We start from the raw sequence: 15,035 nt of genomic DNA on the forward strand, positions 1-15,035 counted from the left end.
GACCCAGACGGGGTGATGGGTTCCGCGACCACGGCGTCGACGGTGGTGGCGCTCGTGGCTGAGATCGTCGATATCCACGCCGGTCCGGGTGGCGCCTACCGGCTCAACACGCATCGCCGGTCCACCGCCTGTCAGCGGAGTTCGGCGGCAACCTGATGCAAGATGTCCGGCACCATCGCGGTCACCACATCCGCGCCGACCGCCATCACCTCGGCCACTTCCTCAGGGGTCCTGCCCTCTCCCATGAACAACAGCAACAGCATTCGACGCCGGTCCTCCGCGAGGCCGCGCACCGCATCCCGGAAGTCCGCGTCACTCGCCCCGACCAGCACGTCACGCACCCGGCCCGGCGCCGCCGCCACCACCGCACGCCGGAACCGGATATGCCGGACGAACTCGGCGTGGTCCGCCAGCACACCGTCGATCAGCGCAGTGACCCAATCGCCGATATCCACCGCCTCGCGCAACTCACCGGCGCGGGTGTCGGCCCGTCGGAAAACCTCCCCGACGAGGTTGTCGACGACCATCGGGTTGCGCACCACCCTCTCGACCCGATCCGCCGCCTCGCGCCGGAACCGCTCCCGCACGGTGCGCACCAGCGCGGCCAGATCGATATCGGACCGGAGTCCGGGGGCGAGGGCGTCGATCGCCTCGAGTACCCCGGCCCGCTGTCGCGGTCCCACCCACTGTCCGCGACGCACGGCCTCGACGGCCTCCGGGGATACCCCTGCCCGGACGGCTATCTCCCGGTAGGGCCAGGCGGGCTCGCCGGTGCGCACGTCGAACGGCGGCGCCGGGTCCGCTGGATCCGATGAGGCGGCGCGGTGTCCGACGAACTCATCGTCGAACCGGATACTCCTGGCGATGATCTCGCGCGCCTCCGCTACCTGCGCCGGTCCGAAATTGAGCGCTCCGGCGATCACGTCGTCACTCGGAGCTTGCCGGTTCTCCCCGGCCCGCTCGCGCAGGTACGCGTCGACCATGATCACCCGCGCCCGTGTCGTACTGTCCAGACCGGGGAACCTGGCTTCGAAATACTCGCGCAACCGCGCTCCGCGCACGGCGGCCCACGCGTGCGACGCGAAGGGAACCGCGCCCGGCACATGGGTGAGGATCGCGCCCCGGATCGCCAGGCCGAAACGTCCGAACGGATCATCGTCGCCGGAGACGTTGCGCCACATCGACGCGGCGATCGACGCGATCCGGATGTTGTCGTTCCAGATACGATTCAGGATCACCCGCTCTTCGTCCGACCCCGGCGCGGTGTCGAACAACGCCCAGAAGGCGTCCGTTTCCGCGGGGTCGACAGGCCCCTCCGCCCGGCCGTACTTCGGCACGAGGAACCGCTCGACAGCCGAACGGACCGAACTCGGGGACAGATCCAGAGCAACGCGCAATCGCCGCAGGAAATCGACGGTCACGGTGCCGCCGTTCTCGACCTTCGACACCGTCGCACCCTGGCGACCCATGCGTGTGCCGAGTTCCGGCTGGGTCAGATGGTGGGTCTGCCGAACGGCCCTGACCCACGCGGCGATCGAGGTGAGGGCGGGGTCGACCGGATCCGGCGGCGCAGTCCGGAATCGGTCCGCGAGTTCGGGCGCGAAGCGTAATGTCGCCGCCAGCAGCATATCCGCCCCGATATCCAGCGCCGCACCGACAGCCTCCAGGTGATCGGCGGTGACGTGACGGTCCTTCTCGGCGGCACGCACGGTCCCCGGATCCCGGCCTGTCCTGGCAGCCAATTCCTTCTGGCTCAGTCCGTGGTGTTCTCGGACGGCGATCAGCCAGGCGCCCATCGACCGCTGGCCGGGCTCATCCGGATGTGGCGGCGAATCACCGAAATGGTCGGCCAGTTCCGGCGCGAAACGTAGTGTCGCGGCACGCATCTCGGCCCGGGAAATTCCCAGTACCGCGGCGAACTTCTTCAGGTAGCGCGGGCTGGCGGCCCGAATGCCGTTCTCCGTGACCGAGACCACCGTCGTGCCCAGATTCAAGCGGGTGGCCAGAGCTTGCTGACTCAGGCCCCGATACATTCGGTGCACGGTCAGCCACGCGCCCATCGACTGATACCGCGGGTCGTCGAGTTCCGGAAGCGAGGCACGGAAGTAGTCGGCGAGATGAGGCGCGAAACGCGACGCGGCCGCGTACAACACGGTTCGAGATACGCCCAGCGCCGCAGCGAAGGCCCGCAGATAGTCGACGGATACGCGGACGTCGCTCTCCGCCGTCGATATCACCGACGCGGCCCAGCCGATCCGCGCGGCGAGCTCTTTCTGGTTCATGCCGTGGTGCGTCCGGACCGCGGCCAGCCACGCACCCATCGACCGGAGTTCGGGATCATCCGGGTCCGGATCGCCGAACGATTCCGGGGCTGTGCCGGGCAGCCTTCCGGCAGCCGCGCCGTCACGCCGACCGGCGCCGATCGCCGCGACGTCGTCACCGGCTCCGGGAACGTCGGCGAAACCCCGCCACGGGTCGCCCGTCACGATCTGTCCCACGGTCGGCGTCCCCCCTGGATTCGAGTTCCCATCCGGCCCGGAGCGTGGCGGTGGGCTCCCGAACAGCCGGACTCGGGTGAGTTCGACGGCGATATTGCGGGGAGCTTCACTGGGCGCCAGCGCCCGCACGGCCCGCCCGTCCCGGAACTCCGACCACACGACCCGACAGGATTGCGGATGCTGCCGCGCCCATTCCCACACGGCCCGCGCACCCCGGATCTCCCGCGTGGCACCGTCCACCAGCTCGTGCACCACCAGGACCCCACCCGCCCGGATCAGTGTGAACGCATGACCGGTCGCGCCGTCCCCGTGCAGAACCACCGCCTGCGCGACCACATGCCCCAGGGTCGCGGACAGCCGATCCACCAGCTCCGGCACCGACCCGAGACCCTCCGGCTCGAGATCGGCTCCCACCTCTGTCACCAGCGCGGCCAGGGTGTCACCCCGTATCGGGTCGGTCACCGTAGGACGCGTCGGCGGATCACCCACCTGGCCGTTGACGATCCACAACTCCAGCCGCGTCCGGTACGCCGAATACGACGCACACGCACCCACCGGCCCCGGCGCCGACTTCCGCTCCGGCACCGACCCCGGCTCCCGCTCCGGCACCGGCTCGGCCACGACATCCGGCCCCGGCGCCGAGGCGGGACCGGCCGGTGCCGACGCCGGATGAGGTGAGGTACCGTCCGGCGGTCCCGGCCGCGGACGGCTCGCGGCCGTCGTGGGGGTCCGTTGCCGACGCCGGTGAATACCGGACAGCTCCTCAGCCAGGCGGCCAACGGACCGCTGCATGCGACTGACCGTCTGCGCGTAGTCCAGATGGTGTAGATCGGCGATCTCGCGCACCGTATAACCGATGAACCACCGGATGAAGATCTCCCGGTTCAAGGGAAACAACTGTTCGACGAGAACGCGCAATTCGTCGAGGCGTTCGACGCGGGCGGTTCGCAGCACCGCGACCGCCGGTGCGAGCGGACCGTCCGCGGCGGCGAGATCCACACCACCGCCGCCGAGCAACTCCGCCAGCGCCGCGCCGGCTGCCGGCAAGGCCTCCGCATCGTCGTCCGGATCGTCGTCCGGCCGGAATTCCGCACCCAGTTCCACGGCCAGCGCACGCAAGACGTCCGACACCTTCTCCGCGACCAACGGTGCGGGGAGACCCGTCGTCCGGGCGACGGCCTCGACCGGCTGACCCTTCCCCAGATACAGCCGATGCAACAGCCGCCGCTGACCATCGGGCAGCGCGTCCACCGCGTTCCGGAAATCCTGGTCGCCGGCCGCGATCAGGACCTCCCGCACCTCGCCCCCGGCCGCGTCCTGCACCGCCCGGCGGAACCGGACCTGCCGCACGAACGCGGCCTGATCCGACAGCACGCCGTCGGTCACCGACCTCAGCCATCGTTCTGCGTCCGCGTGCTCGTACAGCTCATCGATGTGTCTCTCCGCACGACGGAAGACTTCGGCCACCAGTTCCCCGGCGACCTTCCGATACCCCGTCGCGGTCACCCATTCGGCGACCTGCCGCTGGTATTGCAGACGCAACCCACGGGGGGCGAGTGTCACCGCCATGCGGCGTACGGCCTTACGCGCCACATCGCCGGCCGCGGTGCCGCACGGGGATCCGGGGTCCTGCCGCGATATCGCTTCGTCACCGAACTCGGCGACCAACGTGATCTGCCAATCGGCGGGCAGGGTGGCGAAGACCCGCCGGAACTCCAGGTCGCTCGATTGCGACAGTACGTGTTGTTCCCACTCACCCCCCGCGAGCGGCAAGGCCTCCCGGAACCGCACATGTTCCTCGTACCGCCGCTGATCCCGCAAGACCTCGGCCGCCGCCGTCGAAATCCACTGCTCGGTATCGGAGTTCGCCGCCGCGGCGACGACATCGCGTTGCGCGCGCCGCACCACCTCATCGGTCAGCTGCCGCGCCAATTGCTTCGAGCGCACCTCGCCCGCGATGTGCCGATACGCTCCGGCGCGGAGCCGGTCCCACGGGATCTCACGCCATTTCTCACCGACCCCCGCCGGGTCCCGCACCAGGTCCCGCGGAAGCTTCGCCACCCATTCCCTCGCCAGGGTGTGCACCCATTTGTCGACCGTGTTCTGGCTGCCGCCCTCCGCCGCGGCCGTGACCGCCGTGGACTGTCCCCCGATGAAGAACCGTTCGAACCTATCCCGCATCGTTTCGGAGATCTCCGACCGATAGGGGCGCAGCGCGTCGGGCGCGTGCTGATGGATCTGCCGGATCACCGCTGCCGCCGCGGCGCCAGGAAGCAGAACTCCGCGCAGGAGCAGGGCTGCCAGCGAGCCCGCGATCTCATGCCGCTGCACGGTCAGGGATTCCACGGGGCGGCGCGAGGATTCGGCCAGCTCCGGAATGGTCCGCCGCTCCAAGAACAGCATCCCGGCCAGGGCGCGGTCCTTCTCGGGGAGGCGCGGAATACAACGCCGCAGCTGAGTTTGCGACGCTCCGAGCACCATTCGCAGCTCGGCACTGCGCAGCTGATAGGGAACGCCGGCCGCCGGCTCGTTCACCGACGGCACCGGCGACAGGTTCGGCCCCGCCGCTGATTCCCGGTCGACGATGACGCCGGAGCGTGCGGGCCGGTAGCCGAGCCTTTCCACGGCGGCCCACACTCGGTCTCGGGTTTCGGCGGCTACCTCCTGATCCTCGGCGAGTACCCTTTTGACGGTCCTCAGCGCTACTCCGCATTCCCGAGCGAGGTCGTCACGGGTGGCCCGGCGTAGCACACCACCCCCGGAATATCGGTCCGCAAGATCCGCGGGCAGCAACGCGACCACGCTCGCGGCGACCCGGCGCAGCCGTTCGTCGACCGTCGACCGGCTCAGTCCCAGCTCGGCGGCCAGTTGGCCGACGCTCGGATCGCCGCCGAAATATCGGTCGAATACGTCGAGCAGCCGGGGGGTTTTCTCGGCCAGCGATGCCCGGCAGGCGGCCAGCAGCTGAGGTTCACGCGCGGCCACGGCCTCGACCAGCAGCAGCGCGGATTCGTCACGGTGACCGGAACTTCTGTTCTCCGGCACCCGTCCGTCGGTGACCGCGGCCTCCGGTGGCTTCGGGTCACCGACCAGCATCGCCTTCACCAGCAGGAACTCGTCGAAATCCGCGGCAGATGACCGCTCGTCCGCCACAGCCTGCTCATCGGGTCCCGGCAGTGTCTCGAGTGTTCCGGTGTCCGGGCCTTCCGAGAGCCGGCCGAGGACGAGCTCGTGCGCCGCGATCACATCGTCCACCGGCTGCGGGCGGCCGGCGTGGGCTTCGGTGAGTCGACCGCGCAACCGGTGCGTGCCGGCAGCCGCTTCCCGCAGTACCCGCTGGGCGGGCCGGCGGGCGGACGCCGCGGCACACATGTCGGCGGCCCGGCCGAGAAGCTCGAGCCCCGAGGCGGGGTCGGCGGTATCGATCAGGTAGTACATCGCGGCGGTGATCAGATCGGTCAGGTAGGGCGTGGCGGGTCGGTCGGCACCGGAAGGGGCCGGTGTCACGGGGAGACTCTCGATCCGACCGGCCCCGATGTCGACGATTTCGCCCTCGAGGACCCGGCGCGCGCAGTCGCGTGCGACAGCCGCCGGAAGCGCGGCGACCACTCGATGCGAAAGCCGGCGCAGCCCGGTTTCGACCACCCACTTCGCCGTATCGTCTTCCGCGGCCACCTCGGCGACGTCACGACCCAGCACGACAAGCGCCACGAAGCGACGGCGCTGCGCTCGGGTGAGCACCGGCAGGGATCCCCGCAGCGCCGAGGGATGCCGTACCCACGCGGCACGCGCCGTGGCGACGACCTGTTCGTCGGTCAGCACCGCGCCGCAGGCCAGCGCAGCGGCCAGCGAGTTGGCCAGCCGATACCGGTCATCGCCCCCGTCTGCTCCGTCGGGCCGATCCGCCCGACCCGCGGGTTCGGTCGGCTGCGGGTCCGCGTCGGAGAGGAACAACCGTGTCGCGAGTTCCCGGTCCGCCTCGGGCAGTCGACCGATGTGGCGGGACAGTTGCGTTCGATCAGCGCCGCGCACCGTCTGCAGAGCCGTGCCGGCGCGTCGATCGCCGCGGGCGTCCGCGGCCACGATCACCGGGAGCGGCGAACCCGACGCAGCTGCCAACGGTGCGGCGACCTCCAGGACCACCCCCGGACGATCCGGCCGATAGCCGATGCGGTCCATTGCCACCGAGATGCGCAACAGCTGACCGGGATCCACTCCGGGATCGCCGCGATTCACTTTCCGGACGACCCGCAGATCCACATCCGCGACCGCGGCGACGTCCCGGCTCGTGGCATGCCGCATCACGCCGCCGTCCGCGTAGCGGTCCATCAGATCCGGCGGCAACTTCCGCACTGCCCTGGCGGCCAGCCGGTACAGCCGTTGCTGCACCGTGTTGGTCTTCACGCCATCCCCGACAATCTGTTCCAGTTTCGCTCCGGCGACGATGTACTGCTCGAACAGATTCCGTTCGGAATCGGAGAGATCAGCGGACACGTTTCCCAGGAGAGCCGGTTCATGCCGCTGGACGGCCTCGAGCATCATCAGGTCGAAGTTCATGCCGCGCCCGCCTGCGACGCGCCGCGGTGCGGGGGCGGCGGGCGCCGGTTCCGGCGCGGGCGCGCGGCGCGCGGGCTGGTCGAGGATTCCCGCGTTCAGGTATGCCGTACGGAGTTCCGGCGCCAGTGACCGGGCCAGGCGTCCATGTACCCAACGCAGCGATCGGTCGATCTCGGCGAGATTCAGACCGGTCTCGCCGGCGATCTCCGCGGCGGTGTACTGCAGCAGGAAATGCTGCTCGAACAGCACTCGTTCGGCATTCGACAGCACGTGGGGTACGCGCCGCACCACCGCCGGATAATCCCGGACGAGGGCTGCCTCGACGAACTGGTCGGCGCCGACACCGCCGAGGACGATCGCCATCCGCCGTATCACGGTGTGAACCGCGATCTCCCGCGCGGACACTGCGTCCAGGGGCGCCGCGCCGGGGGAATTCGTCGTCGTCGCCTGCGCGGTGGCGCGGAGCAGGACGGTGGGCAACCCGCCGAGCAGATCGGCCGCCGCGGCGCGGAAGTCCGCCTCGTTCGCCCGCGCCAGCACCTTCCGCTCGGGACCGGTCGCGGCGCGCACCAGCGCCCGGCGGAATCGGGTGTTCCGCGATATCCGCGCCTGCTCCCGCGCGACCCCGTCGTCCGGCGGCACCGTCTCCGGTCGCGTAGCGCCGACGCGCGTGACCTGCTGTCCGGCCGGACCCGGCAGGAGCGGACCCGCGCGATGCTCGAAGACTCCTTTCAGATCCTTGGGGGTGGGCACGAGCCGTGCCGTTCGGGGAGCAGCCCGCGCATCCGTCGTCGGATCTATCTCTGCCGCCGTGTCTTTCGTCTCGACAGTTCCCCGGTCCGTCGCATCGGCGGGCGGACGCGCGGTGGCAATCGGGTCACTCGATCCGCCTCGGTTCGGGGCCGGCTCGGGGCCCGGCGGCGGACTCCCGAACAAGCGGACCCCGATGAGGTCGGCGCCGATATCGCGGGGCGCCTCCCCCGGCGCCAGCGGATGCACCGCGCGACCGTCCCGGAACTCCGACCAGAGCACCCGGCGGGTATCCGAGTGCTCGCGCGCCCACTCGCGTACGGACTGCTCACCCCGGATCTCCCGCACCCGACCGTCCACCATCTCGTGCAGCACCAGCACACCACCGGTCCGGGCCAGCGTGAACGCGTGACCGGTCGAACCGTCCGCGTGCAGGACCGCCGCGTGTACGACCACGCGCCCGTCGATCGCCGAGATCCGGTCCACCAGCGCCGGCACCGAGTCCAGACTCTCCGGATGGAGATCGGCGCGCAGCGTCGTCACGACAGCGGCCAGGGTGTCTCCGCGCAGCGGATCCCCGGCCGGCGGCCGCACCGGCGCAGCACCCACCCGACCACCGGCGATCCATAATTCCAGCCGCGTCCGGTACACCGAGTACGTCGCACACGCGCCCACCAACCCCGGTGCCGCAACGCCGTCCCGGCTCGGCTCCCTCGGCGCGACGGTGGCGTCCGGCGTACCGATCGGCTTCTCGGCCCAGCCTTCCGATTCCTCGACCGGCTCCACCTCGTCCCTGCCGGACTGCGCGACGGCCGGATCGTCGGCGGTCGCCGGATTCGTCACCGCGCCGGTAGCCCCGTCGATACCCGCCCACTGGGCCGTGCCGTCACCCGCCGAGGGCGACGGCACAGGACGTGGCGGCAGCTGCTGCGTGGTGTGGCCACCCGCCTCCGCGAAAGGGCCGAGCTGCCGCGCATCACGTGCGCCGGCTTCGATCGTGGCGGTCAGCTGTTCTACTCGCGCATCCCACCAGTGGTAGGCGTCGAGGTCCGCTGCCTGCGCGCGCGTCGCCGCGTCGCCGGCTCGCCGCAGCACCTCCAGTTCCGCAGCAGCCGGGCCCAGCCGCGCCAGATCCGGCGGGCCGTAGGCCGCCAGTTTCCGGCGCGCCCGCAGGCGCTGGGCACGCGCTTCGGCACGTTCCTCGATCAGCGAGGTCAGCCGTTCGCGTAGGTCCAACTCGACCGGCGGTCCGGCACCCGGGCCTTCTCCCGGTGTGCCGCTCGACGTAGTCGGGGCGCGTTCCCGGCCGTGCGCGTCGTCCCAGGCCCAGCCGTAGAAATCGGCGTAGGTGTTCCCCGCCGACCGGGGCCCGGACCGGTCCAGCAGCCGACGCAGCGCGGTGACGCCCGCGCGCCGGCCGAGTCCGGAAACCGAGGTCGCACCGCTCCGCTGGGCCGCCCCGGCAACCCGCTGATACGCCTCCGTGTACGCGCGTTCCGCCGGTCCCGCAGGCTCGGTGTCACAGCCCGACTCCCGGAGCTGCCGCATCGCCTCCGCGAACCCGGCCTGCGCGTCCGCTTCGCGCTGTAGCTGCAGCGCTACATACTCCGCACGGCGCGATCCCATCAGTTCGCCGAGCCCGGTGCCGCTGCCGCGACGCAATTCCTGGTCCAGATGCACGGCGCCGGCTACCAGCGCGCCGCCCAACTCCATATCGGCGGCGCCGATATCGAGCACGAGGACTTTCCGCATCGGGTAGAACCGATCGTCGGTATCCGCTTCCAGTCGCACGTGCACACCGTTGTCGCGCAGTATCCGATTCGCCCACCGCCCGATCTCGGTAGCCTCCAGCATCCGCCGCACCCGGCGGAGGCGCCGATCGGACGCCTGTCCGGCGAGGTCGAGCCACTGGAGTTCGATGGGTCGCGATTCGGGCCTGGACACCGGCCGCGCCACATGATCCAGTTCGACAGTGCCGTCCCAATCGCTCGACGCCGACAGATACACACAGTCCAGATCGGCCAACTCGGTCGATTCGGGGTGCGCGGCGATCGCCTGGGCACGGAACTCGGGATGCCCGGTCCGGTCGGCCACCACACACAGCACCGGCCGTTCGCCCTCGATCAGCGCGACATGATCGGTCAGCATCCGGCCCGTTTCCTGCCGCAAGATATCGCGCAGAACATCGCGGGCCACTACCGTTTCCGCGTCGGCACGCCGTGCCAGGGCCTCGCGTTCGGCGGCCGCGCGCCACGCCACCAGATCACGGAGCAGCAGCGCGGCATGGTCCCGACGGCGGCGGTCGGCCGCGGATACCGGCGCCGGCGCCTGCCGCAGGCGGCGGAGTTCTCGCCCCAATTCCCGATCCAACAGGGCGAGATCCCGGTCGGCCGCGGTGCGGGCCAGCGCCCGGCGACGGATCTCGCTCGCCTGCGCGGGCGTGGTCGGCGGCTGGACGTTCTGCTCGCCGCCCGCCGCGTGCGTCCGCCGCCACAGCTGTTCGGCGTCCTGGACGTACTGCCAATTGGCACTTTCCTCGTCTACCCGCAGAAACTCGACCAGTGCCGCTACGGCAGCGTCGAACCCGGCGGCTCCCGCCGCCGATTCGTCCAGGTCCGGGTCGGTCCGCCGCGATTCATCGCGACCGGCGTCATAGGCATCGAGAAATGTCGTGAACAGATCCGTGCTCGGGATCGGGTACCCGCGCGCCTCCAGCGCCGCGGCCAGCACGCATTCCCGGGCGAACCCTCTCGCCTCGAAATACAAGCTGGCCTCGACGAACTCATCGAGCGACATGGTTGCGGGATCGGGCAGCGGGAAGGCGTCGTTAGACCCGGCCAGCACAGCACCGATGAAGTCGGCGGCATGCTGGTTCTCGTGGACCATGGTCAACGCGCGATTGATCAGGCCCACCAGTTCGGTAGCGATCTCGCTCAACAGCCGCTGTGGGTCGAAACCACCGCTGTCCCCCGGTCGTACCTTCGGCACGAATCGGGTCTGCACCGAACCCACCAGCTGCGCCACCCATTCGGGACCGGCCACCTCGAGCAGCGCGTGCACCTGATCCTCGGGCGAGTCCAAGGACAATCCGACCGTGAAATCGAGTTCGCCGGGCTCCACGGGTATACCATCCGGCAGTTCGATCGTCGTCCCGTCCCGATCGAGCGCTACCGCCCAGATCCCGCGCAGTTCCGAGGCCTGTGCGGTCTCCCGGTACGGGCCCGACACCTGCTTCCCCGGATCTTCGATCCGCCAGCCGCCGTCCCGGTGCACCCAGCGCAGGACATGACCGGCAACCCGCAGGCCCTCGATTTCGGCCGTCCCGCGCCCGTCGTCGTCGATCGTCCCCTCGATCACCAGGACCGACATACCCTCCCACTGGTCCACGAGCAGAGCGTTCACCGCATCCATCACACCCTGGTGCGGCGCCTGCGCATCCACCGCGAACCGACGCACCTTGTCCAGGGCGACGCCGGCGAGCCCCAGCACCCGAGTCGCCAGCACACCCGCCGCGCCGATTTCTTCGGCTGTGGGCACCGAGGACTCGTCCACCCAGGGCATCAACTGCAACACCAGGCGCCCGCACTGGTTGGCGACGCGCCGCGCCTCCCGGGAACCGCGTGAATCCGCCGGTTCGGCGTAGCCCGCGCCTCCGTCGGCCGCGGGCTCGCCGCCCGTAACGCCGCCCCGAGCCGGGGACTGGTCCGCGACCGCCAGCGGCGCGGCCGGTCCCGGCGACGAGAGGCCGGTGGGTTCTCGGGGGTCGGGCTCCGAAATCATTACCGGCGCAACGGTGTCCGCACCGCGCGCCGCCGGCCGGCCCGGGGGTGGCGATCCCGGGTTACTACTCGGGACCACCTGGCCCGGCAGACCGGGCGCCCCAGCATTGTCCGGCGAAACCGGGTCTGCGCCGCCGACAGCCGCTTCGTCTCGGGCCGCCTTCTCCGGCGACACCGGCGCCGGCGGTTCCGGCGCCGGTGCCGGTTCGGCGGCAGGCGCGCCCTCCGCCGGTGGCTCCGGCGGCACCGTTGTTTCCGGGGCCGCGGGCGCGGTCCGTTCTGGATCGAATCCCGGATTCTCCACGAACACGGTCTCCGGTTCCCCCGACCCGCGCACCACATCGTGGCGACCCATCACGAAGTTGTCCCGGACCCCGCCCAGATAGATCACCACCTCCCCGTCCCCCGCCGCCAGCTCCTGTACGAACCCCCCGCCGAGTGTTTTCACCACAGTCACGTGCTCCGCACCAGTGGCCAGCGCCTGACTCAGCGAGGTGAATCCGAACACCATCCCCGATTCACGCGGAGCGATCCCCGATTCGAATCCGCCCGGACCGACCTCCGGGAAATACACCACCACCGCACGCTCACCCAGCCATCGCGGGCCGCCTCCCGCACTCTCTGCCCACCCCTCGAATGTCCCCGGTATGTCCACCTTCGTGGAGTCCAACGCCGTCGGCGCGGGATCTTCTCCCGCGGGCACCCCCGCTTCCACACCGCGGCGCACACCGTCTTTCCACTGCTCCGCCTGTGCGAGCAGCTGATCCGCGGCGGACGGCGAATCGGGCGAAGCCGGTACTGCGGGACCCGAATCGCCTGGTACGGCGGGCCCGGGTGGGATGCCCGCCACCACTTCGCCGCCGCGCGCCGCGGCGGACGACTGACGTGCCGGTGGCATTCCGCCCGCGTTGTTGCCCGGCTGCGCCACCGCCCCGTTCGCCGAAGCACCCCGCACCGCGGGCGCTTTCCCGGCGCCGTCGGCTGCCCCGGCCCGCGGACTCCCGGCTTCGGCCGCACCAGCCCGCGCGCTCACACCGTCGCCGACGGTCTTGCCGCCGGACTGCGTATACGCGCCGGTGCCGTCCGGTCCGGTCCGTCCCCCCTGCTGTTCCCGGTACGCATTCCACTCGTGCCGAATCTTTTTCAGTTCGGCGACGTGACCCTCGTGGTAGTGATTATTGCGACCGTTCGAATTCGCCGAATTCTGCATCTCGGTCACCCGTTGGTGGAATCCGCTCGCCGTCGCTCGCGCGGGGCCCTCGGGAAACCTGTCCGGGTGCGTGTGTTTCACCAATTCGCGGACCAGAGCGCGACCCTCGCTCCGTGACTGCGCAGTCAACTCCCCCCAGTTCCGGCCCGGTGACGCCGACTCCGAAAAAGATTCCGCCACATTCCGGCTCGGCCCCGAACGAGCCGCCGCCAATATCCCGAGCCCCGCGGCCCCGAGCAAATAGTGCGGATCGAACGAGGTGTCCACGGCCTTCCAGGCCAGGCTCCCCGTCTGCGCCAGCTGCACTCCGGCCTGGCCGACCACACCCCCCGACCACATCCCCACCATCCCCACCGCACCGGCCACCGACCCCGTCACCAACCGCTTCGTCAATTCCGCGGCCGCCCATCCCGATAGGAATCGCGACATCGCGTAGGCGGCGGGACCACTCGCCAGCGGCGCGAACGCCCACGATGTCCCGGCCACGGCCGCCGAGGCGGGATCGAACTGCGCGCCCGCGAGCGCCCCCGCCGCCATATCTATCCCCGCCCCGGTCACACCGGCTTTCACGCCCGAGCGCACCAGCTGATTGCCGACCACCTTCTCCAGCGGCACCCGCGCCCCGAACCTGGTGAGCAGCGGAAACACTTCGGCGACCGTCTTCGCCAGGGCCATCTCCATACCCACCCGCTGCGCCCCCCGCGCGGCCGTGACGGCCACCACCTCTCTGCCCACACTCACGATTCCCGCCTCGACCGCCGGCAATGCGAGCATCCCCGACGGTGTCATCGCCAACACCGCGCGCGCCTTCCACAGGGCGTACAGCGTGTAGGCGGCGAAACCCAGCAGCATCAACTGGGTCTTGGTGATGCCGTCCGCACTCCGGTCGACCGCACCCCCGAACTCCTCCATCGCATCCGCGATGACATCCAGCGAATACTTCCCCGTCGCCAATTTCCCCAGCTGCTTCAGCAGCGGGTCGGTCGCCTCGCCCTGATAGATATTCCGGATATCGCCCATGGACTCCCGCACGAACGGAGTGATCGACCGCAAATCTTGGGCAGGGCGCGTCAGGGCCTGCTGGGCGAGAGCGGCCATATCCCCGGCCCGCGCATCCGGGAATTCGACGCCGAAGTTCAGTATTTCGGCTATCCCTCGCAACCACCCCGGAATCTCGACATTATGCGCCACTACCCACCCCGAGCCGTATTGCGCACTTCACCAACCCGATTCGGTCACCCTGGACGTCCGGGGATCGCGATCGACCTGCTCGGTATCGGAGAATTCCACGGCGTCGGCCTCTTTCGACAGCCGTTCCGGCGAACCGGGCGGCGCAGTCGAGACCTGGGGTGGTGCGGGAATCAGGTCGACGATGTCCGGAACGCCGGGAGCGAGTTCGGAAAGGCTCCCGATCCGTGCGTCGTGCTCGTGCAGCGGTGCCATCAATTCCGCTGTCTTCCGACGCATTTCCGTCATAGCGGCCCGGGCGGCGGCAGTCACGGCTTCAGCGATCTCGGAATAACTCAGTTCATCGATATCATCGGCGAAGCGGGTCTCGATCACGGCGCCCTCGGCGTTGATCGACACGGTGACCAGCCCACGCGCGGCCGTCCCGGCCGCCGTCAGCAACGCCCACTCGCGCTGCATGTCCTCGATGGACTTCATACCGGCCTGTACGGACTCGAACAGATCCGACAGCTGTGCCACCGATATCTCCGGCTCGGCCATGTCAACTCTCCTGGTACCGCGCGATCAGGCCCCGAGCCCGGCGGACCCGGGGTTCACTTCCTGCCCTTGGCCCTCTGCTCGAGCGCGACCCTGTTGCGTTCCTCCATCGCGCGCAGCGACTTCGCGGCCGCTCTGAACGCGGGGGCGTATCCGTCTTCACCGCTGAGGAATCCACACGCGGAATCGAGAACGGTGTGCATATTCTCCGACCCCGGGATGTACCCATCGTTGTCCTCACCCCGGGCGAACCCGTGTCCGGTGTCGCCGCTGCCCCAGCACCCCCACAGGGACGACTCCGCTGCCGACATCGTCGACAGCACCGCCTTGATCCGGTCCCCTATTTCGTCCACTTTGTCCGCGACACGCGCCGCCTGGTCGCCGTGGAAATCCAGTTCCTCCGCCATGGCGTCACCTCGACTTTCCCCGCGATCCCATCACGCCGATTCCGCTCGGAGCGCCGGTCGCCCGCGGCCCCGGCGGGCTCTTCGTTGCTCGGACCGTGCACTGGTTCGG

General features: G+C 70.0%; 3 protein-coding genes. All 3 read right to left on the reverse strand.

Going from position 1 to position 15,035, the window contains the following annotated elements:
- Window positions 1–131: 131 nt before the first annotated feature.
- Genes OG804_RS11120 through OG804_RS11130 form a run of 3 tightly spaced genes read right to left on the reverse strand, consistent with a single transcriptional unit; the run spans window position 132 to window position 14,926 of the window.
- The gene (locus OG804_RS11120; RefSeq protein WP_328396567.1) at window positions 132–13,985 is read right to left on the reverse strand and encodes a helix-turn-helix domain-containing protein; all 13,854 of its coding nucleotides are present in this window, start codon (window positions 13,983–13,985) and stop codon (window positions 132–134) included.
- Between the two features lie 27 nt (window positions 13,986–14,012).
- Window positions 14,013–14,522, reverse strand: a complete 510-nt coding sequence (locus OG804_RS11125) for a YbaB/EbfC family nucleoid-associated protein (RefSeq protein WP_328396569.1) — start codon at window positions 14,520–14,522, stop codon at window positions 14,013–14,015.
- Between the two features lie 53 nt (window positions 14,523–14,575).
- Complete coding sequence (locus tag OG804_RS11130; protein ID WP_328396571.1) at window positions 14,576–14,926, reverse strand: hypothetical protein; 351 nt, start codon at window positions 14,924–14,926, stop codon at window positions 14,576–14,578.
- Window positions 14,927–15,035: the final 109 nt, after the last annotated feature.

It is taken from the genome of Nocardia sp. NBC_00416, from assembly GCF_036032445.1.
Lineage (GTDB): Bacteria > Actinomycetota > Actinomycetes > Mycobacteriales > Mycobacteriaceae > Nocardia.

Coding starts and splice junctions, on each gene's coding strand:
- OG804_RS11125 (WP_328396569.1), bottom strand. CDS start 14,522: ATGGCCGAGCCGGAGATATCGGTGGCACAGCTGTCGGATCTGTTCGAG.
- OG804_RS11130 (WP_328396571.1), bottom strand. CDS start 14,926: ATGGCGGAGGAACTGGATTTCCACGGCGACCAGGCGGCGCGTGTCGCG.